We start from the raw sequence: 24,855 nt of genomic DNA, 5'->3' as shown, positions 1-24,855 counted from the left end.
CGCGTGGGGCGGGCGCGGCTACTCGCCCGCGCTCACCAGTTCCTTCTCCTCGCCGTCCCCGCCCTCGGCGGTCTCACGGCGGTTGCGCAGGATCGAGGAGCCCAGGGCCAGGCCGATGAAGGCGACCCCGATCAGGCCGGTGACCATCTCCGGGATGTGGTACTTGATGCCGACCAGCAGGATCACCGAGAGCGCGCCGATCGCGTAGTGCGCGCCGTGCTCCAGGTAGACGTAGTCGTCCAGGGTGCCCTTGCGGACCAGGAAGACGGTCAGCGAGCGGATGTACATGGCGCCGATGCCGAGGCCCAGCGTGATCATGAAGATGTCGCTGGTGATGGCGAACGCGCCGACCACGCCGTCGAAGGAGAACGAGGCGTCCAGGACCTCCAGGTAGAGGAACAGGAAGAACGCGGCCTTGCCGCCGACCTGGACGATCGACTTGCCGCTCTTCTCGGCCTTCTCCTCCTCCTCGGCCTCCTCCTCGAGCCCGGCCTCGAAGATCGAGGACAGGCCGTTCACGGCGAGGTAGGTGACCAGGCCGAGGATGCCGGAGAGCAGCACGGTCTCGGCGTGCCCGTCGGCGAAGAAGTTGGCGGCCAGGCAGAGCGAGACCAGCGCGACCACCGAGGAGAAGGCCTCCAGCTTGCCGACCTTCTCCAGCGGGCGCTCGATCCAGGCCAGCCAGTTGTAGTCCTTCTCCTCGAAGATGAAGTCGAGGAAGATCATCAGCAGGAACACGCCGCCGAAGGCCGCGATGGCCGGGTTGGCCGCCTCCAGGTACTGGGCGTACGTGGAGCCGTTGTACGTGTTCTCGGAGTTGAGCGCGAGGTCGATGACCGTCGCCGGGCTGAGGTGCGCGGTGAGGCCGACGACCAGCAGCGGGAAGATCAGGCGCATGCCGAAGACGGCGATCAGCACGCCGACGGTGAGGAAGATCTTCTGCCAGTACGGGTTCATCCGCTTCAACACCGTGGCGTTGACCACCGCGTTGTCGAACGAGAGGGAGATCTCCAGGACGGAGAGGATCAGCACGATGCCGAATCCCTCGGCTCCCCAGAGCAGGCCGGCTGCGATCAGGCCGATGACGGTGATCGCGAATGACCAGCCGAATGTGCGGAGGAACACGGGACTTGGTTACCTTTCAGGTTCAGGGCGTGCCGCGGGTGCGGCGTCGTTGCGAGTGTTCCCGCGAGGTTCTCGCGGAGTTTTCTCACGGCGTCGTGGCGGCGGCGTCCTGAGACGCCCTGACCGGGCCCGGCCCGGTCAGGTCACCCCCGCACTGCCCACTTCTCGATGTGTGTGACGTCCGGGCCTTTACTGTACGTTTACGCCGAAATCGAGGGCAATGCCGCGCAGACCGGAGGCGTAGCCCTGGCCCACCGCGCGGAACTTCCACTCCCCCGCGTAGCGGTACAGCTCGCCGAAGATCATGGCGGTCTCGCTGGAGGCGTCCTCGGTCAGGTCGTAACGGGCGATCTCCTGCCCGTCCACCGAGTTGACCACCCGGATGTAGGCGTTGCGCACCTGGCCGAAGTTCTGCAGCCGCGTCTCGGCGTCGTAGATCGACACCGCGAAGACCACCTTGTCCACCTGGGCCGGGACGAGGTCCAGGTTGACCAGGACGACCTCGTCGTCGCCGTCGCCGTCGCCGGTGAGGTTGTCGCCCTGGTGCTCGACCGAGCCCTCGGGGCTCGTGAGGTTGTTGTAGAAGACGAAGTACTCGTCGCCGAGCACCCGGCCTCCCCCGCAGAGCAGGGCGCTCGCGTCGAGGTCGAACGGCGCACCCGTGGTCGAGCGCGCGTCCCAGCCGAGACCGATCTGCACCTGTGTCAGATTCGGCGCGGCCTTGGTGAGCGAGACGTTACCGCCCTTGGCGAGCGTGACACTCATGGCTGTCCTTCCTCCCTTGCGTCCCGGGGCGCATCTCAGGTGTATGCCCCCGTGGCCCCGTCCGGCCGCTTCCGACCGGCTGAACTTCCTGAACTCCCATCCTCCCAGTGCGCCGCACCCGCACCGCACCCGGGCAGCACCCGGGCAGCACGAAGCCGGGGCGGTGCTCCGTCAGGCCGGCACGGGCCCGTACGTACCCGGATCAGACGTTGACGCCGAAGTCCTGGGCGATGCCGCGCAGGCCGGAGGCGTAGCCCTGGCCGATGGCGCGGAACTTCCACTCGGCGCCGTTGCGGTAGAGCTCGCCGAAGACCATGGCCGTCTCGGTGGAGGCGTCCTCGGAGAGGTCGTAGCGGGCCAGCTCCTTGTTGTCCGCCTGGTTCACCACGCGGATGAACGCGTTGCGGACCTGGCCGAAGTTCTGGGTCCGGTTCTCGGCGTCGTAGATGGACACCGGGAAGACGATCTTGGCCACGTCGGCCGGGACGCCGGCCAGGTTGACCTTGATCTGCTCGTCGTCGCCCTCGCCCTCACCGGTGAGGTTGTCGCCGGTGTGCTCGACCGAGCCGTCCGGGCTCGTCAGGTTGTTGAAGAAGACGAAGTTGCCGTCCGCGCCGACCCGGCCCTGGTCGTTGCAGAGCAGGGCGCTGGCGTCCAGGTCGAAATCCGTGCCCGTGGTGGTGCGGACGTCCCAGCCAAGGCCGACGATCACGGCGGTCAGGCCGGGGGCCTCCTTGGTGAGCGAGACATTGCCGCCCTTGCTCAGGCTGACACCCACTGGTCCTCCAAGAATCGGGAGGCACGTCCAGGTGCCCCCGTGGTGCGGTCCGAGGCGCCGGCCGGCGGTTGCCGCCGGGCCTCTGACCAGCCAACGGACCGATCGTAGTGCCGGGTTCCCGTCCTGGGCAGGGAACGGGCCCGGCGTGGCTGTTCGAATCTCCGTGATCGATTCCCGGCACCACCGGGCCCACGGGCCCCGCAAGTCCTCCCGGGCCTCCCGCGCCGCCCCGAGGGGCCGTACAGGGGCTACAGGGGGCCTCAGAGCGCGCCGAGGACCTTCAGGTACTCCTGCTCGTCCCGGGCGTCCGGCAGGTCGTTGACCACGCTCCAGCGGACCGTGCCGGCCTTGTCGATCACGAAGGTGCCGCGGACCGCGCAGCCCTTCTCCTCGTTGAAGACGCCGTAGGCCCGGGAGACCTCGCCGTGCGGCCAGAAGTCGGAGAGCAGCGGGTAGTCCAGGCCCTCCTGGTCGGCGAAGACCCGCTGGGTGAACGGCGAGTCGTTGGAGACGCCGAGCACCTGCACGTCGTCGTTCTGGAGCTGCGGCAGCTCCTTCTGGATCGCGCAGACCTCGCCGGTGCAGACACCCGTGAAGGAGAACGGGTAGAAGACCAGGACGACGTTCTTGCTGCCCTGGAAGTCGGAGAGCCTGACCAGCTCGCCGTGCTGGTTCTTCAGCTCGAAGTCCGGAGCCTGGGTGCCGACCTCGATGGCCATGGTGGGGACCTTTCTGACGCGACCGTGCCGCGCGAGGGGCGCGGCGAGCGTCATCCTCGCATTCGTCGGGCCCGATTCGGCCGGATGGGTGAGGCCGGGGGGTCCCGGACCCCCCGCTTTCGCCCTCGGCGAACGCCGCCCTGGTGGATGGCTCCGAACGGGAGCGGAAAGCGGCCGGGCCCCGCTGGAGGTTCGTCCAGCGGGGCCCGGCCGTGGCTTTCACAGGGTGCTCAGCGCTTGCCCGCCTTCGCGGCCTTCGTGGCCAGACGGGTGGCGGCCCAGTCCTTGGCGACGGCGATCGAGCTGGTCTGCGAGAGACCGGCGGTCTTGGCCGCGTCCGCGATGTCGGAGGCCTCGATGTGGCCGTCCCGACCGGTCTTGGGCGTCAGCAGCCAGATCAGGCCGCCCTCCGCCAGGTACTCCAGGGCGTCGACGAGGGCGTCGGTGAGATCCCCGTCGTCGTCGCGGTGCCACAGCAGGACGGCGTCGGCGACGTCGTCGTAGTCCTCGTCGACGAGATCCGTCCCGGTGAGCTCCTCGATGCCCTCGCGGAGTTCCTGGTCAGTGTCTTCGTCGTACCCCAGCTCCTGGATGATCTGGTCCTTCTCGAAACCGAGACGGTGCGCCGGGTTGGACTTGTCCGCGGGGTCCGCGGTCGCGCTCACGGGAATAACCTCCAGTATTCGGCTCGGCATCCGTGCCGAGGCTGTGGCCGTAGTCCACACGGGCGCGGCGGTTCGCGCAAGTACCCGACCCCCGATCCCCCCCAAAGGTTGACGTGCCACAGGGGGACACGCCGGTCGATGTGTCGCGAATCACACCGATTTGCCCTTCTCTGCGTAAGACAAGGATGCTTCGGGTGGTCCCGGCCCACAGGGCGTACGTGTGCCCGAGATGCGAACGGCATTCGGGTCCGCGCGTGCGCGGGCGTAGAGTCTCCTGTTGGCCCTCACCCCGACCGCCCGCCATCGGACGGTCGGGCAACCAGGTCGGACCACCTCTGTTCGTAACACCCGGGGGTGCGCGGCACAGGCGACGACGCCCGGACCGCACACCGCCAGACCGTACCGCCCACCAGGCGGAATGGTTACCGATCGGTAGAGATGACGGATCTCCGAGCGCGGTAGCACGATGGAGGCGGCGCGACACACCTCAGTTTCGACCGACAGTGAAGGAACAGCGTGGCTTCCGGATCCGATCGCAACCCGATCATCATTGGCGGCCTTCCGAGTCAGGTCCCGGACTTCGATCCCGAGGAGACCGCGGAATGGCTGGAGTCGCTTGACGCGGCCATCGACGAGCGGGGGCGCGAGCGCGCCCGCTACCTGATGCTCCGCCTGATCGAGCGCGCCCGCGAGAAGCGCGTCGCCGTGCCCGAGATGCGCAGCACGGACTACGTCAACACCATCGCGACCAAGGACGAGCCCTTCTTCCCCGGCAACGAGGAGATCGAGCGCAAGGTCCTCAACGCGACCCGCTGGAACGCGGCCGTCATGGTCTCCCGGGCCCAGCGGCCCGGCATCGGCGTGGGCGGCCACATCGCCACCTTCGCCTCCTCCGCGTCGCTGTACGACGTGGGCTTCAACTACTTCTTCCGTGGCAAGGACGCCGAGGGCGAGTCCGGCGACCAGATCTTCTTCCAGGGCCACGCCTCCCCCGGCATCTACGCCCGCGCCTTCCTCCTGGACCGACTGTCCGAGCAGCAGCTCGACGCCTTCCGCCAGGAGAAGTCGAAGGCCCCGTACGGCCTCTCCAGCTACCCGCACCCGCGGCTGATGCCAGACTTCTGGGAGTTCCCGACCGTCTCGATGGGCCTCGGCCCGCTCGGCGCGATCTACCAGGCCCGGATGAACCGCTACCTGGAGCACCGGGGCATCAAGGACACCTCCGCCTCGCACGTCTACGCCTTCCTCGGCGACGGCGAGATGGACGAGCCGGAGTCGCTGGGCCAGCTGTCGCTGGCCGCCCGCGAGGGCCTGGACAACCTGACCTTCGTGGTCAACTGCAACCTGCAGCGCCTGGACGGCCCGGTCCGCGGCAACGGCAAGATCATCCAGGAGCTGGAGTCCCAGTTCCGGGGCGCCGGCTGGAACGTGATCAAGCTGGTCTGGGACCGCAGCTGGGACCCGCTGCTCGCGCAGGACCGCGACGGCGTCCTGGTGAACAAGCTGAACACCACGGTGGACGGCCAGTTCCAGACGTACGCCACCGAGACCGGTGCGTACATCCGCGAGAACTTCTTCGGCGGCGACCTGCGGCTGCGCAAGATGGTCGAGTCGATGACCGACCAGCAGATCCAGCACCTGGGTCGCGGCGGCCACGACCACGCCAAGGTCTACGCGGCGTTCAAGGCGGCCCGCGAGCACACGGGCCAGCCGACGGTCATCCTCGCCCAGACGGTCAAGGGCTGGACGCTGGGCCCCAACTTCGAGGGCCGCAACGCGACGCACCAGATGAAGAAGCTGACGGTCGAGGACCTGAAGCGCTTCCGCGACCGCCTGCACCTGCCGATCACGGACAAGCAGCTGGAGGAGGGCTACCCGCCCTACTACCACCCGGGCCGTGACTCGGAGGAGATCCAGTACATGCACGACCGCCGCCAGGAGCTGGGCGGCTACGTGCCGACCCGCAAGGTGCGGCCGCGCAAGCTGGAGCTTCCGGGCGACGACGCGTACAAGGCGGTCAAGAAGGGCTCGGGCAACCAGACCATCGCCACCACCATGGCGTTCGTCCGGGTGCTCAAGGACCTGATGCGCGACAAGGGCATCGGCAACCGCTTCGTTCCGATCGCGCCCGACGAGTACCGCACCTTCGGCATGGACTCGCTCTTCCCGTCGGCGAAGATCTACAACCCGCTCGGCCAGACGTACGAGTCGGTCGACCGCGACCTGCTGCTCGCCTACAAGGAGTCGCCGACCGGCCAGATGCTGCACGACGGCATCTCCGAGGCCGGCTGCACCGCCTCGCTGATCGCCGCCGGCTCGTCCTACGCGACCCACGGCGAGCCGCTGATCCCGGTGTACGTCTTCTACTCGATGTTCGGGTTCCAGCGCACCGGCGACCAGTTCTGGCAGATGGCCGACCAGCTGGCGCGCGGCTTCGTGATCGGCGCCACCGCCGGCCGCACCACCCTGACCGGTGAGGGCCTGCAGCACGCCGACGGGCACTCGCACCTGCTGGCCTCGACCAACCCGGGCGTCGTCACGTACGACCCCGCGTACGGCTTCGAGATCGCGCACATCGTCCAGGACGGTCTGCGGCGGATGTACGGCTCCAGCGCCGAGCACCCGCACGGCGAGGACGTGTTCTACTACATGACCGTCTACAACGAGCCGATCAAGATGCCGGCCGAGCCGGAGAACGTCGACGTCGAGGGCATCCTCAAGGGTCTGCACCGGTACGCCCCGGCGACCGCCGGCCAGATCCCGGCCCAGATCCTCGCCTCCGGCGTGGCGGTGCCGTGGGCCCTGGAGGCCCAGCGCATCCTCGCCGAGCAGTGGAACGTCAAGGCCGACGTCTGGTCCGCGACCTCCTGGAACGAGCTGCGCCGCGACGCGGTGGAGTCCGAGGAGTTCAACCTGCTGCACCCGGAGGAGCCGCAGCGCGTCCCCTACGTGACGCAGAAGCTCCAGGGCGCCGAGGGCCCGTTCGTCGCCGTGTCCGACTGGATGCGCGCCGTGCCGGACCAGATCTCGCGCTGGGTGCCGGGCCAGTACCAGTCCCTGGGCGCCGACGGCTTCGGCTTCGCCGACACCCGTGGCGCGGCCCGTCGCTTCTTCCACATCGACGCGCAGTCGATCGTCCTGGGTGTGCTCACCGAGCTCGCCAAGCAGGGCCGGATCGACCGCAGCGCGCTGAAGGAGGCGATCGACCGCTACCAGCTGCTGGACGTGGCGGCGGCCGACCCGGGCGCCGCCGGCGGCGACGCCTGACCGGTCGAAGGACACCGAAGGGCCCGGACCTCCGTACGGAGGTCCGGGCCCTTCGGGGTTCCCGGCGCGGTCCGTCAGACCACGACGACCCTCGGCTCCGCCAGCCCGTCCACCCGCGCCGCCGCCCGGCACAGCTTGGGAACGTGCGAGCGGTCGGAGGTCAGCAGCCGCACCGGGGTGTCCGAAAGAGCGGCCGTGGCGACCACCAGGGCGTCGACCAGGCACTCGTGTCCGTCGAGTCCAGCGGTGTCGAGCAGCTCGCCGGCCGCGGCGATCACCCGGTCCGAGACCGGGGCGATCGTGTACCGGGCCAGCACGAACCGCAGCCGCTCGCCGATCCGTCCGGTGCGGCGGACCTCCAGCGGGGTGACGGCGCTGACGACCACCCGGGCGGCGTTCCGCTCGGCGGCGCCGATCATCGCCGCCAGCCGGCCGTCGCGCTCGGCGTCCAGGGACAACGCCTGTGCGTCCAGCACCACGGTGCCGCCGTCACGCGCGACCTGCCTCGACCGTGTCAGGCGCTGGCGTCCCACGCTTCCTCCGCCCATCGCCGGTCCGCGTCGGTGATGTGGCCGTGAGCCTCGTTGTCGGCGACGACCTCGCGCAGCTTGGCCATGGCGATCCAGTGCTCGAGCGCCTCGGCGACGATGGCCGAGAAGCCGTTCCGGTCCGTGCGCTCGTCGACCTCGGCGGCGAGGTCGGCCGGGAGCGAGACGGACCGTCTGACAGCCAGGGGGGTTTCCGGGGTCAGTTCAGCAACCATGCACGAATCGTAACACCGACAGTATCAATGACCAGAAGTAACACGGGAATCACCGAAAGGGACGGCCCCGGACTCCGGGTGCGGAGTCCGGGGCCGCCCGGGTGGGGCGGGGTGCTCAGATGTGCACGGCCGGGCCGGCGTCGGTGCTGCCCCGGCGGGTCAGCAGGCCGAGCAGCGCGGCGCCGAAGGCCACCACGGCGGCCACCGCGAAGGCGAGGGACATGCCGCTGACGAAGGAGTCGTGGACGGCGCCGGCCATCGCGTCCACCGCCTGCTGCGGGGTGCCGGCCGGGGCGGGCGGGGCGATGCCCAGCTGGGCGGCCTGGTTGAGGCCCTCGACCTGGGAGCCCTCGACCGGCGGCAGACCGGCCCCGGCCCAGTTGCCGGGCAGCACGTCGGTGACCTTGGCGGCCATCAGCGCGCCCAGCACGGCGGTGCCCAGGCTGCCGCCGACCTGCATCGCGGCCTGCTGCAGGCCGCCCGCCACACCGGACAGCTCCAGCGGGGCGTTGCCGACGATCACCTCGGTGGCGCCGACCATGACCGGGCTGATGCCCAGACCCATCAGCACGAACCAGAGCGACATCACGCCGCCGCCGGAGCCCGCGTCCAGGGTCGACATCCCGAACATCGCCACCGTGGTGATCAGCATGCCCGCCACGATCGGGATGCGCGGGCCCAGCCTGCCGATCGCCAGGCCGGCCACCGGTGAGCCGACGATCATCATTCCGGTCATCGGCAGCAGGTGGACACCGGCCGAGACCGGCGAGAGCCCGTGGACGTTCTGCAGGTAGAAGGTCACGAAGAAGATCGCGCCGAAGAACGAGAAGGCCATCAGCACCATCAGCAGGGTGCCCGCCGACAGCGGCACCGAGCGGAACAGGCTGAGCGGGATCAGCGGCTCGCGGGCCGCCCGCTGCCAGAAGGCGAAGGCCGTCATCAGGATCACCGCGCCGCCCAGGAAGAGCAGCGTGGAGATGTCGCCCCAGCCCCACTCGGGGGCCTTGATGATGCCGAAGACCAGGGCGAACATCGCCGCCGAGAGCAGCGCGATGCCGGGCAGGTCGAACGACCTGGCGGCGTTCTCGGCCCGGACGTCCCTGAGGATCCAGACGCCGAGGAGCAGCGCGATCAGGCCGACCGGGATGTTGATGAAGAACACCGACTCCCAGCTCACGTGCTCGACCAGCAGGCCGCCGACGATCGGGCCGGCCGCGGTGGAGGCGCCGATCACCCCGCCCCAGATGCCGATCGCCATGTTGAGCTTCTCGGCCGGGAACGCCCCGCGCAGCAGGCCGAGCGCGGCCGGCTGGAGCAGCGCGCCGAACAGGCCCTGGAGCACCCGGAAGGCGATCACCGTCTGGATGTTGCCGGCGAAGCCGATCGCCGCCGAGGTGGCGGCGAAGCCGACGGCGCCGACCAGGAAGGTGTTCTTGTGGCCGAACCGGTCGCCGATCTTGCCGGCGGTGATCAGGAAGACCGCGAGGGCCAGCAGGTAGCCGCTGGTCACCCACTGGATCTCGGACGGCGCGGCCTTGAGGTCGGCCTGGATGACCGGGTTGGCGATGGCGACGATGGTGCCGTCGAGGGCGACCATCATCACGCCGACCGCGACGGTCAGCAGGGTCAGCCAGGGGTGCCCCTGGAGGCCGCCCCCGGCGGCCTGCTCAGCGCGCCGCGGCGGCTGGTCCGCCTCGGCGCTCTTGACGACGGACTGGCTCATCTGGGGCCCTCCGGGGGCGTGGCAGAGATCAGAGGTGGACGTGGCGCCCACTGCCCACCCGTCCCCACGAGTCATCGGCCCGGCGGGCGCCACTTCCGGCAGATTATGTCAGCCGCTGACATTAGGCAAACACTGCCTTCCGCCACTGTCTGACATTTGTCAGAACGCTACAGTTGTGCTCCGACACCCCACCCGCACCACCCTCCGGAAGGCCCCCGCCATGGCCGCGCAGCCCGCTCCCCCCGCCGCCGCAGCGGCCTCCGGACCGCCCGCCGCCCAGCCGCCCGGCCTGCGCGAACGCAAGAAGCAGCGCACCAGGGACGCCCTGATCGAGGCCGCCCACCAGCTGTTCATCGGCCAGGGCTTCGCCCGGACGACCGTCGACGAGATCGCCTCCGCCGTCGACGTCTCGCAGCGCACCTTCTTCCGCTACTTCGCCAACAAGGACGAGGTCGCCCTCGCCGTGCTGGCCGACGCCGAGGACTACTTCATCGAGCGGCTGCGCCGGCGCCCCGCCGAGGAGAACCCGCTGCGGGCGCTGCGCGCCGCGATCGTCGAGTCCTGGCGCGACCTCGCCTCCGACCACCCGAGCGGGAGCGGCTCGATCACCAGCGCGCTGGAGCTGATGCAGATCATCGAGAACACCCCGCCGCTGCTCGCCACCCACCTGCGCCGCGTCACCGAGCAGGAGCGGGTGGTGGCCCGGGTGATCGCCGACCGCGAGGGGCTGGACCCGGCCGAGGACCTGCGCCCCGCCGTCCTGGCCGCCGTGTTCGGCGCCGTACTGCGCTCCGCCCACCTCTCCTGGACGCCCGACCGAGCGGAGTCCGGCCCCGACGGCATGATCGAGCTGATCGAACGCCACTTCGACCAGCTCGGACCCGCCCTGGCCGGCGACTGGCGCCGCTGAGCACCCCGCACCCCGCACCCCGGCCCGCCGCCCGTACCCCGCGGCCGCCACCGGGTCATACCGGGGTACTACGGCCGATCCCCCTCCCCGGTCCGACGCCCGGGCGGCCCGGCACACCTAGGCTGACCGAATGATCGATCCGCCCACCGGGCCGGCCCGGGGCGGCCGACTCCCCGCCCTGCTCGCCGCGCTCACCAGCCCGTCCGCCGACCGCACCCCGCTGCTGGCCCACGCCCCCCGCCGCTGGGTCCGCTACCTGCCGTACGTGCTCGCGCTGTGCGCGTTCGCCTCGCTGCTGCCGAGCACGATCAACGTCCTCACCCACGACTACGGGATGGACGCCGGGCTCGCCGCCCCCCTCGCCATCGCGCAGTGCGCGCCGCTGCTGCTCGCGGTGAGCCGCCCGCTGCCCGCCTGGTGGCTGATCGGCGGCGCCGACCTGCTGGGATCCCTGCTGATCTTCACCACCGGCGGCGCGTCCTCGGCCAGCTGGCCCTGGCCGGCCCCCGTCATCGTCGGCTACCTGCTGCTGATGCTGCCGCTCGCGCTGCGCGAGCCCCGGCGCACCCTCCTCGCGGTCTGGCTGGCCACCGCCGCCGTCAGCCTCGTCCTGTCGGCGACCGGTCTGGGCAGCCGCTTCGGCGGCGACAACAGCGTGCTGGCGGTCGCCCTGACCGGCGTCGCCCTGGTGCTCGGCGGGGCCCTGCGGGAGCGGGCCGAGGCCCAGCGGCTGCTCACCGAGCAGGAGCACATCAGCGAGGCCGAGCGCGAGCGGCGCACCCTGTTGGAGGAGCGCGCCCGGATCGCCCGGGAGCTGCACGACGTGGTCGCCCACCACATGTCGGTGATCGCCGTCCAGGCCGCCAGCGCGCCCTACCGGATCGCCGGCGTCCCGCCGGAGGCCGCCGAGGAGTTCACCGCCATCGCCGGGACGGCCCGCGGGTCGCTGACCGAGATGCGGCGGCTGCTGGGCGTGCTGCGCAGCGAGGAGTCCGCCGCCGAGACGGCCCCGCAGCCCGGCGTCGGCCAACTCGCCCAGCTGGTCGAGACGGTGGGCCGGGCCGGGGTCCCGGCCGAGCTGACGGTGCCCGGGGGGATCGACGGCACACTGCCGCCGGCCGTCGACCTCTCCGCCTACCGGATCGTCCAGGAGGCGCTGGCCAACGTCGTCCGGCACGCGCCCGGCGCGCCCGCCTGGGTCTCGCTCACCGTCGACGGCCCGGCCCTGCTGGTCACCGTGGTGAACGGCGCCCCGCCCGAGCGCCGCGCGTCGCTGGAGGACTCCGCCGAGGGCACCGGCCACGGCCTGGTCGGAATGCGGGAACGCGTACGCCTGCTGAATGGCAGTCTGGACACCGGCCCGCTGCCCGACGGCGGCTTCAAGGTGGCCGCCGCCCTGCCGCTCGACACCCCTGTGGAGACAACCCCATGACCATCCGCGTGATCATCGTCGACGACCAGGCGATGGTCCGGGCCGGCTTCGCGGCCCTGCTGGGCGTCCAGAGCGACATCGACGTGGTGGGCGACGCCGCGGACGGCGCACAGGCCCTGGAGGTCTGCGGCCGCACCCACCCGGACGTGGTCCTGATGGACGTCCGGATGCCCGGCATGGACGGCCTGGAGGCGACCCGGCGGCTGCTCGACCCGGCGGTGCCCGGGGCCCACCGCCCCAGGGTGCTGATGCTGACCACCTTCGACGTGGACGACTACGTGTACGAGGCGCTGCGCGCCGGGGCCAGCGGCTTCCTGCTGAAGGACGCGCCGCCGGCCGACCTGATCGCCGCCGTCCGGGTGGTCGCGGCCGGCGAGGCACTGCTCGCCCCCTCGGTGACCCGCCGGCTGATCGAGGACTTCGCCCGGACCAGGCCCGCCAGGCGCCGCGACCCCCGGCTGCGGCTCAACGGGCTGACCCCGCGCGAGACCGAGGTCCTGGAGCTGATCGCCCGCGGCCTGTCCAACCAGGAGATCGCCGCCGGGCTGGTCCTCGCCGAACAGACCGTCAAGACCCACATCGGCCGCATCCTCGCCAAGCTCGACCTGCGCGACCGCGCCCAGGCGGTCGTCCTCGCCTACGAGTCCGGCCTGGTGACCCCGGGTCAGTGACAGCCCCCTCCTGATACCCGGGTAGCACCCGGGAGTTGGCCCCGCGGTGTGACGTCCGCGGGGCCGCCGCATTCCTACCTTCCTCTCCGTCGGGACCACACGTCGGGCCCCACGGACGAGGGAGACAACGGACATGCAGCAGCGCCTGAGGAGGACGGTCGCCGCCGTCGCACTGGCCGTCGCCGCCGTACTGGGTGCCGGCGGCTGGGCGGCCGGCACCCAGCAGGCCGTCACCGGCCCGCCGCCCGGCAGCGCCGCCTGGGTGGCCGACACCACCCTGGGCATCCGCCTGCCGGACCCGGCCACCGCCGCCCCCGCCGAGGTGGCCGCCTTCTTCGCCGCCCTGCCGCCCGCCCGACGGGACGCGCTGGCCGTCCGCCACCCGCTGGTGGTCGGCAACCTGGACGGCGCCCCCGTCCCGCTGCGCTACCGCGCCAACGCGCTGGCCCTGGCCGAGGAGCGCGGGCACCAGCTGGCCCGCGCCGCCGACCCGGCGCTCACCCCCCGGGACCGCACCGCCGCCCGCGAGCGCGCCGAGCGCTACCGCGGCCTGCTCGACGGCGGCCGGCAGATCCTCGCCTTCGACCCGCGCGGCCGCGGCCAGGCCGCCGAGGTGTTCGGCGACCTGACCGCCGCGCCCCGGACGGCGGTGGTCGTCCCCGGCTCCGACATCGACCTGCTGAGCTTCGACCGGGCCGCCGACCCGTACGGCACCCCGGCCGGGATGGCCCGCGCCCTGTACGAGGCCACCGGCCGGGGGACCGCCGTGGTCGCCTGGGCCGGCTACACCACCCCGGTCGGCCTCGGCCCGGACGCGGCCACCGAGGACCTCGCCCGCGCCGGGGCCCGGCGGCTCGACCGGCTGCTCGACGGACTCGCCGTCACCACCCGCCCCGAGGCGCCGGCCACGGTGTTCTGCCACAGCTACGGCTCGGTGGTCTGCGGGCTGGCCGCACCCGGGCCCGCGCGGGCCTCCGGCCTGGTGGTGCTCGGCTCCCCCGGGATGGGCGTCGACTCGGCCGCCGACCTCGACCCCCGGGTGCCGCTCTGGGCCACCGCGCGCAACGGCTCCGACTGGATCGGCAACGTGCCGCACGTCTCGGTCCTCGGCCTCGGCCACGGCGCCGACCCGACCGGCCCCGGCTTCGGCGCCCGCCCGCTGCCCGCCACCGGCTCGCACGGCCACACCGGCTACTTCGCCCCCGGTACCGCCTCCCTGGCCGCCTTCGCCGCCGTCGCGCTCGGCCGCTGACCCCGCCCCGCCTCCACGACCCCGAGGAGCTCCGCCATGACCCGCCCCCTCACCGCCCTGCGCCGCGCCGCCGCCCGGGTCGACGCCCGCACCCCCGAGACCCGCGACCGCGCCCTGGACGGCCTGCGCGCACTCGCCCTGCTCGCCGTGCCCTTCGGGCACTGGATGCTCGGCGGCCTCACCCGCTCCGCCGACGGCGCCCTGCACAACGCCAGCCCGCTCGCCTCGCTCGGCTTCTTCGCCCCGCTCAGCTGGGTGCTCCAGATGCTCGGGGTCTTCTTCCTGGTCGGCGGCCACTCCTCGGTCCGCTCGCTGGAACGGGCCAGGGCCAGGGGGGAGACCTGGGCGGGCTGGCTGCGCGGCAGGGCGGTGCGGCTGCTGCGCCCGGTGCTCGGGGTGGCTGCCGTCTGGGCGGCGCTGGTCCCGGTGCTGGAGCGGCTCGGCGTCCCCGGGGACACCGTGCGGACCGGCTCGGTGCTGGTGGTGCAGCCGCTCTGGTACATCGCCGTCTACCTGGGGCTGACCGCGCTCACCCCGCTCTGCACGGCGGCCGGCCGCCGGCTGCGCGGCTGGTCGGCGGGCGTGCTGGTGGCCGCCGTCGCGGTGGTGGACGCGCTGCGGTACGGGCCGTGGGCCGACGCGGTGCCGTCCTGGGTCGCGCTGCTGAACATCCTGCCGGGCTGGCTGTTCGGCTACCAGCTCGGTGTGCTCTGGGCGCAGGGCAGGCTCGGCCGGCCGGGCGCGCGCCTGCTGCTGTTCGGCGGCGGCGCGCTGTTCGCCGTCCTGCTGCTCGTCCTCCACTACCCGGCCAGCATGGTCGGCGTGCCCGGGGCGGAGCGGACCAACTCGCACCCGCCGTCCCTGCTGGTGCCGGCCCTGGCGGCGGTGCAGTGCGGCGCGGCCGTGCTGCTGCGCGAGCGGCTCGGCCGGCTGCTGCGGCGCCGTCCGCTGCTCTGGCTGCCGGTGGTCGTGGTCAACCTCTCGGCGATGACGATCTTCTGCTGGCACCAGAGCGCGATGCTCGCGGTCGCGGTGCCCGGCACCGCGGTCCTCGGCGCGGTGCCGGGGCTGACCACCGCACCCGACTCGCTCGGCTGGGTGGCCGCCCGGCTGGCGCTGCTTCCGCTGTTCGGCGCCGCGCTGGTCGCGATCGGGTGGTTCACCCGCCGCTTCGACGGACCGTGGACGGCCGTCTCCCGCACCTGGAAGGCGGTGGCCGGCGCCGGGGCGGCGCTCTTCGCCGCCTACGCGCTGGGGGTGGTGTGACCAGGTCCTGTCCGGGCGCCGGAGCATGAGGACCAATGGGGGCGCGGGCCGATCGGCTCGCGCCCCACGTATGTCCGCGACACGCGCCCGCTCATGGATGCATCCGCATGCGAACCACCACGCGCTGTGATGTCCTGTCACCGTCGGCCACCACGTGTGCCCGCGTCCGCCCACGGCCCGTCCGCGCCGCTGCGCCGACCCCTCCTGACGTCCCCCCTTCCGAGGAGTCCCATGTCCTTGTCCCCGCCACGGCCGCAGGCCCGGCCGCGGTCCCGCCGGCTGTCCGTCCTCGCCACCGCCGTGGCCGGCGCGCTGACCGCCGGCACCGTCCTGACCGCCGCCCCGGCCCTCGCGCTCGGCCTCGCCCACGGCGAACCCGCCGACACCGCCCCGCACATCACCTCGCCCCGGGTCCTGGCCGAGATGCGGGACGACGAGGTGGCCGCCCTCGGCCAGGAGCACGCCGAGGAGCACGCCCGCGCCCGCGCGGCCGTGCGCGGCGTCGGCGACTACCCGCAGACCACGCGGACCAACCGGCTGAAGGCGCTGACGGACTCCCAGACCAGCATCAACGCGGGCTTCGACCCGACGGTCTACGGCGCGTTCAAGGAGTACTTCCCCTCCCCCGAGTTCGCCGCCCACATCGCCATGCTGCCGACCGGCAAGGTGCTGCTGTTCTCCTTCGAACGGATCGAGACCAACCCGGAGAAGGAGCCCGCGCCCACCCAGACCACCGGCACCGAGAACGCCGGCCGCGCCTACATCTGGGACCCGGCCAAGGGCACCGGCGCGAACGCCTTCACCAAGGCCACCCCGCCGGTGGTCGACATGCCGGACGGCCTCAACCAGCCCCGCCCGGCGCCGTTCTTCTGCGCCGGCCACTCCTTCCTGCCCAACGGCATGCTCGGTGTCTTCGGCGGCAACCTCGGCGGCAACGGCGGCACCGGCGCCAAGCTCTCGCTGGTCTTCGACCCCTGGACGGAGACCTGGACCCGCAACCCCGACATGTCCGTCGGCCGCTGGTACCCCTCGGTGGTCACCGGCGCGGACGGCCGGCAGCTGATCATGTCCGGCCAGTCCGAGCTGGGCTGGGGCACCCCGACCCCGGTGGTGGAGCGCTTCCCCGCCAAGGGCTACCCGGTACCGACGCTGAAGACCGACACGCCGAAGAACACCCCGGTGGACCGGTTCAAGGTGGACGCCCCGTTCACCCTGGACTACCCGCACCTGTTCTCGCTGCGCGACGGCAACATCTACGCCTTCGGCCGCCAGCCGGACGAGCAGTGGTCCTTCGACCCGGTCCACGAGACCCGCAGCGACCTCCAGGCCCGCCCGGACGGCAAGAAGCGCAACTACGGCTCCGCCATCCCGCTGCCCGGCGGGGTGAACGGGCCCGACTCCGCGCTGGTCCTCGGCGGCGACCGGGACAACCCGAGCACCCTGCGGTTCGCCAACGGCACCTGGACGGCCGAGAAGTCCCGCGCCTTCGGCCGCACCCAGGACGACACCCTGCTGCTGCCCGACGGCACCCTGCTGACCGTCAACGGCGCGTACGACATCCGCGACTACGGCAACGGCCCGTACAACCCCAACGCCGACCTGAAGTACCGCCAGACGGAGCTGCGCGACGCCCAGGGCAACTGGCGGCTCGGCCCGGTCCAGCGGCTGCCGCGCGGCTACCACTCCAACGCCGTGGTCATGCCGGACGGGCGCGTCATGGTGACGGGCGACGAGCTGCAGCAGCTCGCCAACGACCCCAACATCAACGACGACATGAACGGCACCATCGAGATCTTCGAGCCGGCCTACCTGCACAAGGGCAACCGGCCCTCGCTCGACCGGGCGCCCACCACCCCGGTCGGCTTCGACAAGAAGTTCCTGGTCACCACGACCACCCCGGAGCGCGCCGCCAAGGCCGTCCTGCTCTCGCCCACCACCGCGACCCACTCGGTCAACACCAGCCAGCGCCACGTCGAGCTGCGGGTCACCAGCCGCGCCGGCAACCGGCTGGAGCTCCAGGCCCCGCCGGACGCCAAGGCCGCGCCGCCCGGCTGGTACATGCTCTTCCTCCTGAACGACCAGGGCGTGCCCAGCGTCGCGCAGTGGGTGCAGCTCGGCGCCTCCGCCTGATCCCGTCCGCCTCCCACCCGAACACCATCGAAGGACACCCCCATGGCAACGGATCTGAGACTGCGCCAGAGCGACGAGATCCAGGGCGACATCGTCGCCGGCTTCAAGAAGGACAACGTCACCCTGCTGTTTCTGAAGTTCGAGGATGCGGCCAGGGCCCGCACCTGGCTGCGGGCCCTGGCCCCGCAGATCGCCACCACCCGGCAGGTCGCCGACTTCAACGAGGCGTTCAGCGAGGCCCGCAGGTCCTCGGGCGGCGACGACCCGAAGACCCTGAAGGCCACCTGGCTCGGCGTCAGCTTCACCTACGAGGGCCTGCGCCAGCTCTCCGCCACCGACCCGTTCGAGCAGGCCCCGCCGACCGGCAGCGGCCTGGAGGCCTTCAAGGAGGGCTCCGCCAAGCGGGCCGGCGCGCTCGGGGACACCGGCGACAACTCCCCGGAGAACTGGCTCTTCGGCAACGGCAGGACCCAGCCGGTGCACGCCGTGCTGACGATCGCCTCGGACACCGAGGCCGACCTCGCGGCCGCCGTCACCGCCCAGCGCGAGTCGGCCGCCGAGTCCAGGATCGTCATCATCTTCCAGCAGAACGCCAAGACCCTGCTCGGCAGCCGCCGGGGCAAGGAGCACTTCGGCTTCAAGGACGGCATCAGCGAGCCCGGCGTCCGCTTCTTCGACCGGCCCAGCGCCGCCCGCCCGGAGGAGGTGGACGGCCACCCGGGCACCCGGATCATCCCGGCCGGCGAGTTCGTCGTCGGCGAGGAGCCCGCCCCCGGCAGCTTCACCGACTTCCCCGAGTGGGCGCGGAACGGCTCCTTCCAGGTCGTCCGCCGGCTCTCCCAGGACGTCCCCGGCTGGTGGTCGCAGATCTCCGTCAAGCTGAAGGAGCTCAAGCAGGCCAAGGCCGTCCCCGACACCGCCACCGCCGAATGGCTGGCCGCCCGGCTGGTCGGCCGCTGGCGCTCGGGCGCGCCGGTCTGCAAGCACCAGGACCGGGACGTCCCGTTCGACCCGACCGCCTCCTCGGACAACGACTTCGACTTCCGGGACGACCTGGAGGGCCTGGCCACCCCGCTCTTCTCGCACCTGCGCAAGAGCAGCCCGCGCGCCGGTCTGCAGGCGCCCAACCCCAGCCGCCCCCCGTTCGACGCCAAGGACCTCGACGGCCGGCGGATCATGCGGCGCGGCGCGCCCTACGGGCACCCGTTCGACCCGGCCTCCGAGGGCCCCGGCGGCCCGGACGACCCGCGCGGCCTGCTCTTCGTCTGCTACCAGGCGGACATCGCCCGGCAGTTCGAGTTCATCCAGGCGGACTGGATCGACCAGCCCGACTTCCCGCCCGGCCGCAACCCCCAGCCCGGCAAGGACCCGGTGATTACCGAGGCCGACAGCGTCGACTTCGAGAGCCGCGGCCCCGACGGCGCGATCCGGCACACCCCGCTGAGCTTCCAGCAGTTCGTCCAGACCCAGGGCTCGGTCTACGCCTTCGCCCCCTCCGTCTCCACCCTGCGGGCGCTCGCCGACGGGCGGCTCACCGGGCAGTCGCAGGGCCAGCAGGGCGGCGGCCAGCAGCAGCCGCAGCCCGGCAAGGCGTACCCCTGCGACGAGTTCGTCGCCGTCCCGGACCAGCAGCGCAAGGGCGGGCAGAGCCAGTACTGGGCGTTCCACGGCGAGCAGTGCCGCCGGATCTCGGTCGCGGACGGCGCCGCCCACACCGACCGCGCGGTCGAGGGCGACAGCCGGCTCACCACCTGGCCCTGCCTGCAGGGCGTCGGGCGGATCGACTGCGTGCTGCCGATGCCCGACCTGCAGAACCCCGGCGGCAAGAGCTGGTACTGGGTGTTCCACAGCACCGGCGGGCGCCAGCAGTACCGGGCCGTCTCGATCACCTGCGGCGGCGGGGGCTACACCAGCACCCTGGAGCGCCCGGACCGCGACCTCACGGCCTGGGGCTCGCTGGGCGGCGTCGGCCAGGTGAACTGCTTCCTCCCCGTGCCCGACCAGCAGCGGGTCGGCGGCAAGAGCTGGTACTGGGCGTTCCACACCACCGGCGGCCGGCAGGTCTACCGGCTGATCTCGGTGGCCGACGGCGCCGCCCACACCGACGTGCTGGAGCGTTCCGACCGCGAGCTGACCCAGTGGGGCTCGCTCGGCGGCATCGCCGGGGTGGACTGCTTCCTGCCCGTGCCCGACTGCCAGCGGGTGGGCGGCAAGAGCGAGTTCTGGGTCTTCCACGGCGAGGACTACCGCCGGATCTCGGTCTCCGACGGCAGCGGCCACCCCGACCGCCAGGTCGCCGGCGACCGCGCCTGCAGCAGCTGGAGCTCCCTGCTCTGACGCACTGAGGCACTGAGGCCTGAGGCACTGAGGCACTGACGGACCGTCGTCCCCCGGCGCGCACCCCGCGCACCGGGGGACGATCCGTCAGACCCCTGCCCTAGGCTGCCGCCATGGTGACCTTCGACGAGTTCCGGACCATGGCCCTCGCCCTGCCGTCGGCCGTGCAGCAGCCCACCTGGGAGATCGAGACCCTGCGGGTGGGCACGAAGATCTTCGCGATGGGCTCCCCGGACGGCGCGACGGTCAGCGTGAAGTCCACCCGGGAGGACCAACTGGAGCTGCTCGCCGCCGAGCCCGAGGTGTTCTCCTTCCCCAAGTACGTCGGCCGGCACGGCTGGGTGGGCGTCCGGCTCGACGCGGTCGACCCGGAGGAGCTGCGCGACCTGCTGACCGAGGCCTGGCGGCGCACCGCACCGAAGCGACTGGTCAAGGAGTTCGACGCACGGGCCGATGACTGAAACCGACCGGACACCCCCGGTTCATGTGACCCATCCCACAGTTTAGGGCGTGCCACCGGTCCCCCGGGCGCCCTAGGCTGGCCCAGGAAGTTGGCAGTCGTACCACCCTCCGGGCCCCGCCCGTGGAACGGTCACGGGCCCCTAGGGAGTTGACGCGATGCGCCGTCGGCGGTGGAAGCGTGTACTGATCGGTGCCTTCGCGGCCGGCGCCGTGCTTGCCGATGCCGGCGCGGCGGCGGCCCAGGCAGCCGCCTCCACCGAGCAGCTGGCGATCTCCACGCCCCCGGCCGGCAGCGCCGCCTGGGTCGAGGACCACTCCTTCGGGCGGTCCCTGCCGGACCCGGCCACCACCACGCCGGCCGCCGCCGCCGAGTTCTTCGCCTCCCTCGCCCCCACCGAGCTGGACCGGCTGATCAAGGACTACCCGCTGGTCGTCGGCAACTTCGACGGTGCCCCGGTGGAGCTGCGCTACCGCGCCAACCGGATCGCCCTCACCGCCGAGCGGGACCGCGCCCGGGCGCGCGCCGCCGACCGGAAGGTCGACTCCGACCTCCGCGCGCTGGCCGTCTCGCGCGCCAACGACGCCGACCACCTGCTCGCCCCCGAGCGACAGGTGCTCGCCTTCGACCCGCGCGGGCGCGGCCTGGTCACCGAGGTCTTCGGCGACCTCGCGGACGCCGACCGGATCTCCGTCCTGGTGCCCGGCTCGGACGCCGACCTCGGCCACTTCGACCAGGCCTCCGAGCCGCTGCGCTCCCCCGCCGGGATGGCCCGGGCGCTCTACGCCGAGGAGCACCGGCAGTCGCCCGGCACCCGGACCGCGGTGATCGCCTGGACGGGGTACGTCACCCCCTCGGGCCTCGGCCCGGACGCCGTCACCTCCCGCCTCGCCGACGTCGGCGCGCCCCGGCTGGGCCGTCTGCTGGCCGGGCTGAAGGAGACCACCCGGCCGGACGCGCCGCCCTCCCTGCTCTGCCACTCCTACGGCACGGTGGTCTGCGGCAACGCCGCACCGGACATCCCGCGGGCGGCCACCTCGCCGTCCGACACCGCCGGGGTCACCGACCTGATGGTGTTCGGCAGCCCCGGCATGGGCGTGCAGAGCACCTCCGAACTGGGCGCCGGCGTGCACGTCTGGGCGACCCGCAACGGCAGCGACTGGATCGGCAACGTGCCCTACCTGGAGGTCGGCGGGCTCGGCCACGGCGCCGACCCGACCTCGGCCGACTTCGGCGCCGAGCAGATCTCCTCGGCCCGCTCCTCCGGGCACAACGGCTACTTCGTCGCGGGCACCGACAGCCTGCACAACTTCGCGGCCATCGCCCTGGGCCACTACGAGGACGTGGTCCGCCCGGACCCGGAGGCCTGAGGGCCGATCGGTCCCGGCTGGTCCCGGTACACCCGGGCGGCCTCGGTGGCGGCCCGGGCCATCTCCCGGCGGGCGGCGGGCGGCGAGAGCACCTCGACGTCCATCCCGAAGGAGAGCAGCGCGCGGACGGCCGCCGGCGACTGGAAGCCCATGGCCAGCTCGACCCACTCCTCGGGGGGCCCGGCGCCCGTCTCCGGTGGCGCGGCGGTGAGCCGGGTGCCGTGGATCCGGATGAACAGGTCCAGCCGCCCGCGCCGCACCCGGACGTTCACCGACACCTCCTTCGGCATCCGCTCCACCTGTTCGCGCAGCACCGCCCAGACCTCGCCGAGGCCCAGGCCCGGACGGCGGCGCACCGGCTCCTCGGCCGTCTCCGCGGCCAGTACCCGGTCGGCCCGGAACAGCCGGGGCTCGCCCTGCAGGTCGGCCACCAGGTACCAGACGGCGGCCTTGCTGACCAGGCCGTAGGGGTCGACGGTGTACTCGACCGGGGCGGGCGCGCCGCTGTGCCGGTAGCGCAGCCGCAGCCGCCGGTCGGCGAACACGGCGTGCTGGAGCTCCCCGAGGTCCGGCCCGGGGGGCGAGCCGGGCTGGAGCCAACGGGCCGGGTCGACCAGGATCCGCTCGCTGATCCGCTCGGCGGCCGGGCGGTGCGGGGCGGGCAGCGCGGCCATCACCTTGCGCAGGGCCGAGCCGAGCGCGCCGTCCAGCCCGAGGTCGCTGTGCGCTCCCTGGGCGGAGAGCACGAACAGGGCGCGGGCCTCGTCGGCGGTCAGGCCGCTGACGTCGGTGCGGTAGCCGGGCAGCAGGCTGATCCCGCCGTGCCGGCCGCGCTCGGTGTAGACCGGGACGCCGGCCGCCGAGAGCGCCTCGACATCGCGGTAGATGGTGCGGACCGACACCTCCAGCCGGTCGGCCAGTTCGGTGGCGGGCACCCGGCCGCGGGTCTGGAGCAGCAGCAGGATCGAGAGCAGGCGGTCGGCCTTCATGCCCAGAGGATCTCAGAAATCCTGACGCTCCTTGTCAGGTTTTACCGGGAGATTGCCTCCGAGAGCGAAACCCCTGCGAATCGACGGAGTTGACCCCGCGTGGACACCACCCAGGACCCCCGCCCGCTGTACCTGCTCGCCCTCGGACAGCTGGAGAAGCTGATCGCCGAGGTCACCCCGGAGGCGCTGGGGCGGCCGACCCCGTGTACCGAGTACGACCTGCGGCAGCTGCTCGGCCACGTGGTCGGCGGGGTGCACCGGCTCGCCTACATCGGCGAGGGCGGCCTCGCCCACGACGTGGTGGCGGCGACCGGCGAGCAGCCGGACGACGGCTGGCCGGCCGCGCTCGACCGGGCCCGGGCCCGGGTCACCGCCGCCTGGGCGGACGACGCGAAGCTGGACCGCCCGGCCGTCGCGCCCTGGGGCGAGGTGCCGGGCCGGGCGGCGGTGGGCGGCTACGTCATGGAGACCGTCACCCACGCCTGGGACATCGCCCGGGCGCTCGGCAGCGACCTCGTCCTGGACGAGCAGCTGGCCGGGACGGCCCTGGCGATCGCCCGGGCCGTGCTGCCGCCCGAGCCCCGCGGCGGGGCCGTCCCGTTCGGCGAGGCGCGGACCGCGCCCGAGGGCGCGGACGCCGCCACCCGGCTGGCGGCCTGGCTGGGCCGCGAGGTCTGACCCTCACCCGGGGAGCGGCCGCGCCCCCTGCTACTCGCGGCCGACCGAGGTGAACGCCATGTCCGGGTAGCGGTCGCCGGCCACCCGGCCGGCGATCGGCTCCAGCACCGCCAGTTCCTCGGCGGTGAGCCGCAGGGTGGCGGCCGCGGTGTTCTCGGCCAGTCGGGTGCGCTTGCGGGTGCCCGGGATCGGGACCACCGTCAGCCCGTGCACCTCGGAGCGCTGGTGCACCCAGGCGAGCGCCACCTGGGCGGTGGTGATCCCGCGCGCCGCCGCGATCTCCCGGACCGGCTCGACCAGCGCGAGGTTGGCCGCCGCGTTCGCACCGCTGAACCGGGGCTGGGTGCGGCGCACGTCGTCCGCCGGCAGCTCCTCGGCGGCGGCGAAGGACCCGGTCAGGAAGCCGCGCCCGAGCGGCGAGTAGGGCACGAAGGCTACGCCCAGCTCGGCGGCGGCCCGCACCGCCGAGCGCTCGACGTCCCGGGCGAAGACCGACCACTCGGACTGCAGGGCGGCGATCGGGTGCACCGCGTGCGCCTCGCGCAGCTCGGCCCCGGTCACCTCGGAGAGCCCGAGGTGGCGCACCTTGCCGGCCGCCACCAGCTCGGCCATCGCGCCGACCGACTCGGCGATCGGCACGGCCGGGTTGCGGCGGTGCATGTAGTAGAGGTCGATGACGTCCACACCGAGGCGGCGCAGCGAGGCGTCCACGGCGGTCCGGATGTACGCCGGCTCGTTGCGGACGGCTCGGTACAGCGGGTCGTCGGCCTTGCGCTCGACGCCGAACTTGGTGGCCAGCACCACCCGGTCGCGGTTGGCCCGGACGAACGGGCCGATCAGCTCCTCGTTGCGGCCGGCGCCGTACTGGTCGGCGGTGTCGAGGAGGGTGACGCCGGCCTCCAGGGCGGCGTCCAGGGTGGCGAGGGCCTCGGCGGTGTCGGTCGGGCCGTAGAACTCGCTCATGCCCATGCAGCCGAGGCCCTGGACGCCCACGGTCGGGCCGTCGGTGCCGAGCTGCGCGGTGGGAAGGACGGGGAGGGTCATGCGCTCTGCTTCTTCCTCTGCGGGCGGTCCGCCGGTTCGCCGCTGTCGGCGATCTTCCCGGCGTAGAGATCGATCTTGTAGTCGATGACGGCGAGGGTCGCGTGGAGGTCGGCGATCCGCTGCCGGACCTCCTCGCGGTGGGCGACCAGCAGGTCGCGCCGGTCCTCCAGGGTCTGCTCACCCCGGCGGGCCAGTTCGACGTACCGGAGCATGTCGGCCACCGACATGCCGGTCAGCCGCAGCCGGCCCAGGAAGGCCAGCCGGTGCAGGTCGGCGTCGCAGTAGCGGCGCTGGCCCGACGCGGAGCGGTCGACCGGATCGAGCAGGCCGATCCGCTCGTACCAGCGCAGCGTGTGGGCGGTCAGTCCGCTGGCCACCGCGACCTCGCTGATGCCGTGCCTCGGGGTCCGGTCCGGTTCGCCGGTCGGCGTGCGGAAGACCTGATCGCAGGTACGCAGGTCCACCTTGATCGACGCGAGCGTTGCCATCTGCCAAACCCCCTGTGGTGAGC

General features: G+C 72.7%; 22 protein-coding genes. 11 read left to right on the top strand and 11 right to left on the bottom strand.

The genetic code is table 11. The features are described 5' to 3' along the window. Positions 1-18: 18 nt before the first annotated feature. The 5 genes from ACFVVX_RS01045 to ACFVVX_RS01025 form a co-directional block, all read right to left on the bottom strand. Positions 19-1,125: a DUF475 domain-containing protein gene (locus tag ACFVVX_RS01045; protein WP_387939958.1), complete on the bottom strand. Its 1,107-nt coding sequence runs from the start codon at positions 1,123-1,125 to the stop codon at positions 19-21. A gap of 189 nt (positions 1,126-1,314) precedes the next feature. Beyond that, the gene (locus ACFVVX_RS01040; protein ID WP_387939956.1) at positions 1,315-1,890 is read right to left on the bottom strand and encodes a TerD family protein; all 576 of its coding nucleotides are present in this window, start codon (positions 1,888-1,890) and stop codon (positions 1,315-1,317) included. Positions 1,891-2,092: 202 nt separating this feature from the next. Next, positions 2,093-2,668 carry a TerD family protein gene (locus tag ACFVVX_RS01035; protein ID WP_387939954.1) on the bottom strand — a complete coding sequence of 192 codons (576 nt, stop codon included), beginning with the start codon at positions 2,666-2,668 and terminating at the stop codon, positions 2,093-2,095. A gap of 260 nt (positions 2,669-2,928) precedes the next feature. Continuing rightward, positions 2,929-3,387 carry a peroxiredoxin gene (locus ACFVVX_RS01030; protein ID WP_387939952.1) on the bottom strand — a complete coding sequence of 153 codons (459 nt, stop codon included), beginning with the start codon at positions 3,385-3,387 and terminating at the stop codon, positions 2,929-2,931. Between the two features lie 230 nt (positions 3,388-3,617). After that, positions 3,618-4,052, bottom strand: coding sequence for a DUF3052 domain-containing protein (locus ACFVVX_RS01025; protein ID WP_387939950.1), 435 nt, complete (start codon positions 4,050-4,052; stop codon positions 3,618-3,620). A 516-nt stretch (positions 4,053-4,568) separates the two neighbouring features. Here ACFVVX_RS01025 and aceE point away from each other — a divergent pair. Further along, entirely contained in the window at positions 4,569-7,319 is a 2,751-nt protein-coding gene (aceE, locus tag ACFVVX_RS01020; protein ID WP_387939948.1) for a pyruvate dehydrogenase (acetyl-transferring), homodimeric type, read from the top strand. 74 nt (positions 7,320-7,393) lie between these two features. On the opposite strand, the gene ACFVVX_RS01015 is transcribed toward aceE, so the two are convergent. The 3 genes from ACFVVX_RS01015 to ACFVVX_RS01005 form a co-directional block, all read right to left on the bottom strand. Next, positions 7,394-7,852, bottom strand: coding sequence for a DNA-binding protein (locus ACFVVX_RS01015; protein WP_387939946.1), 459 nt, complete (start codon positions 7,850-7,852; stop codon positions 7,394-7,396). Then, positions 7,834-8,082: a hypothetical protein gene (locus ACFVVX_RS01010; protein WP_387939944.1), complete on the bottom strand. Its 249-nt coding sequence runs from the start codon at positions 8,080-8,082 to the stop codon at positions 7,834-7,836. The genes ACFVVX_RS01015 and ACFVVX_RS01010 overlap by 19 nt, the downstream gene beginning before the upstream one ends. Positions 8,083-8,197: 115 nt before the next feature. After that, a complete protein-coding gene (locus tag ACFVVX_RS01005; protein ID WP_387939942.1) occupies positions 8,198-9,805 on the bottom strand; it encodes an MFS transporter in 1,608 nt (535 codons plus the stop codon). Positions 9,806-9,980: 175 nt separating this feature from the next. On the opposite strand from ACFVVX_RS01005, the gene ACFVVX_RS01000 reads away from it, so the two are divergent. From ACFVVX_RS01000 to ACFVVX_RS00960, 9 genes are all read left to right on the top strand, one after another. Continuing rightward, positions 9,981-10,715: a TetR/AcrR family transcriptional regulator gene (locus tag ACFVVX_RS01000; protein ID WP_387939940.1), complete on the top strand. Its 735-nt coding sequence runs from the start codon at positions 9,981-9,983 to the stop codon at positions 10,713-10,715. 130 nt (positions 10,716-10,845) lie between these two features. Continuing rightward, on the top strand, positions 10,846-12,147 hold the full coding sequence (locus tag ACFVVX_RS00995) for a sensor histidine kinase (RefSeq protein ID WP_387939938.1): 1,302 nt from the start codon (positions 10,846-10,848) through the stop codon (positions 12,145-12,147). Then, the gene (locus tag ACFVVX_RS00990) at positions 12,144-12,818 is read left to right on the top strand and encodes a response regulator (RefSeq protein ID WP_387939936.1); all 675 of its coding nucleotides are present in this window, start codon (positions 12,144-12,146) and stop codon (positions 12,816-12,818) included. Before ACFVVX_RS00995 ends, ACFVVX_RS00990 begins: the two co-directional genes overlap by 4 nt. 133 nt (positions 12,819-12,951) lie before the next feature. Next, positions 12,952-14,070, top strand: coding sequence for an alpha/beta hydrolase (locus ACFVVX_RS00985; RefSeq protein WP_387939934.1), 1,119 nt, complete (start codon positions 12,952-12,954; stop codon positions 14,068-14,070). Between the two features lie 36 nt (positions 14,071-14,106). Next, on the top strand, positions 14,107-15,336 hold the full coding sequence (locus tag ACFVVX_RS00980) for an acyltransferase (RefSeq protein WP_387939932.1): 1,230 nt from the start codon (positions 14,107-14,109) through the stop codon (positions 15,334-15,336). 231 nt (positions 15,337-15,567) lie between these two features. Further along, positions 15,568-17,466, top strand: coding sequence for a galactose oxidase-like domain-containing protein (locus ACFVVX_RS00975; RefSeq protein ID WP_387939930.1), 1,899 nt, complete (start codon positions 15,568-15,570; stop codon positions 17,464-17,466). Positions 17,467-17,508: 42 nt separating this feature from the next. Continuing rightward, positions 17,509-19,803, top strand: a complete 2,295-nt coding sequence (locus ACFVVX_RS00970) for a Dyp-type peroxidase (protein WP_387939928.1) — start codon at positions 17,509-17,511, stop codon at positions 19,801-19,803. 113 nt (positions 19,804-19,916) lie between these two features. Beyond that, entirely contained in the window at positions 19,917-20,264 is a 348-nt protein-coding gene (locus ACFVVX_RS00965; protein WP_387939926.1) for an MmcQ/YjbR family DNA-binding protein, read from the top strand. 157 nt (positions 20,265-20,421) lie between these two features. Beyond that, positions 20,422-21,633, top strand: coding sequence for an alpha/beta hydrolase (locus ACFVVX_RS00960; RefSeq protein WP_387939924.1), 1,212 nt, complete (start codon positions 20,422-20,424; stop codon positions 21,631-21,633). Here the strand turns inward: ACFVVX_RS00960 and ACFVVX_RS00955 are convergent. Further along, entirely contained in the window at positions 21,597-22,622 is a 1,026-nt protein-coding gene (locus ACFVVX_RS00955; RefSeq protein ID WP_387939922.1) for a helix-turn-helix transcriptional regulator, read from the bottom strand. The genes ACFVVX_RS00960 and ACFVVX_RS00955 overlap by 37 nt on opposite strands. A 99-nt stretch (positions 22,623-22,721) precedes the next feature. On the opposite strand from ACFVVX_RS00955, the gene ACFVVX_RS00950 reads away from it, so the two are divergent. Next, positions 22,722-23,300 (top strand): TIGR03086 family metal-binding protein, encoded by a 579-nt coding sequence (locus tag ACFVVX_RS00950; protein WP_387939920.1) that lies wholly within the window; start codon positions 22,722-22,724, stop codon positions 23,298-23,300. Positions 23,301-23,330: 30 nt separating this feature from the next. Here ACFVVX_RS00950 and ACFVVX_RS00945 read toward each other — a convergent pair whose 3' ends face one another. Both ACFVVX_RS00945 and ACFVVX_RS00940 read right to left on the bottom strand, forming a co-directional pair. Then, positions 23,331-24,344 carry an aldo/keto reductase gene (locus tag ACFVVX_RS00945; RefSeq protein ID WP_387939918.1) on the bottom strand — a complete coding sequence of 338 codons (1,014 nt, stop codon included), beginning with the start codon at positions 24,342-24,344 and terminating at the stop codon, positions 23,331-23,333. Then, the gene (locus tag ACFVVX_RS00940) at positions 24,341-24,832 is read right to left on the bottom strand and encodes a MerR family transcriptional regulator (RefSeq protein WP_387939916.1); all 492 of its coding nucleotides are present in this window, start codon (positions 24,830-24,832) and stop codon (positions 24,341-24,343) included. The genes ACFVVX_RS00945 and ACFVVX_RS00940 overlap by 4 nt, the downstream gene beginning before the upstream one ends. Between the last annotated feature and the right edge of the window lie 23 nt (positions 24,833-24,855).

The sequence above is a fragment of the Kitasatospora sp. NPDC058170 genome (genome assembly GCF_042883905.1).
Classification (GTDB): domain Bacteria; phylum Actinomycetota; class Actinomycetes; order Streptomycetales; family Streptomycetaceae; genus Kitasatospora.
The sequence above is the reverse complement of the archived record's forward strand: the minus strand, read 5'-3'. Positions and strand labels throughout refer to the sequence as shown.

Bases quoted from the DNA above. Each gene is read 5' to 3' on its own strand.
- ACFVVX_RS00990 (WP_387939936.1), top strand. From the start codon at position 12,144: ATGACCATCCGCGTGATCATCGTCGACGACCAGGCGATGGTCCGGGCC.
- ACFVVX_RS01040 (WP_387939956.1), bottom strand. From the start codon at position 1,890: ATGAGTGTCACGCTCGCCAAGGGCGGTAACGTCTCGCTCACCAAGGCC.
- ACFVVX_RS00965 (WP_387939926.1), top strand. From the start codon at position 19,917: ATGGTGACCTTCGACGAGTTCCGGACCATGGCCCTCGCCCTGCCGTCG.
- ACFVVX_RS00970 (WP_387939928.1), top strand. From the start codon at position 17,509: ATGGCAACGGATCTGAGACTGCGCCAGAGCGACGAGATCCAGGGCGAC.
- ACFVVX_RS00955 (WP_387939922.1), bottom strand. From the start codon at position 22,622: ATGAAGGCCGACCGCCTGCTCTCGATCCTGCTGCTGCTCCAGACCCGC.
- ACFVVX_RS00940 (WP_387939916.1), bottom strand. From the start codon at position 24,832: ATGGCAACGCTCGCGTCGATCAAGGTGGACCTGCGTACCTGCGATCAG.
- ACFVVX_RS00975 (WP_387939930.1), top strand. From the start codon at position 15,568: ATGTCCTTGTCCCCGCCACGGCCGCAGGCCCGGCCGCGGTCCCGCCGG.
- ACFVVX_RS01030 (WP_387939952.1), bottom strand. From the start codon at position 3,387: ATGGCCATCGAGGTCGGCACCCAGGCTCCGGACTTCGAGCTGAAGAAC.
- ACFVVX_RS01005 (WP_387939942.1), bottom strand. From the start codon at position 9,805: ATGAGCCAGTCCGTCGTCAAGAGCGCCGAGGCGGACCAGCCGCCGCGG.
- ACFVVX_RS00995 (WP_387939938.1), top strand. From the start codon at position 10,846: ATGATCGATCCGCCCACCGGGCCGGCCCGGGGCGGCCGACTCCCCGCC.
- ACFVVX_RS00980 (WP_387939932.1), top strand. From the start codon at position 14,107: ATGACCCGCCCCCTCACCGCCCTGCGCCGCGCCGCCGCCCGGGTCGAC.
- ACFVVX_RS00945 (WP_387939918.1), bottom strand. From the start codon at position 24,344: ATGACCCTCCCCGTCCTTCCCACCGCGCAGCTCGGCACCGACGGCCCG.
- ACFVVX_RS00960 (WP_387939924.1), top strand. From the start codon at position 20,422: ATGCGCCGTCGGCGGTGGAAGCGTGTACTGATCGGTGCCTTCGCGGCC.
- ACFVVX_RS01010 (WP_387939944.1), bottom strand. From the start codon at position 8,082: ATGGTTGCTGAACTGACCCCGGAAACCCCCCTGGCTGTCAGACGGTCC.
- ACFVVX_RS00985 (WP_387939934.1), top strand. From the start codon at position 12,952: ATGCAGCAGCGCCTGAGGAGGACGGTCGCCGCCGTCGCACTGGCCGTC.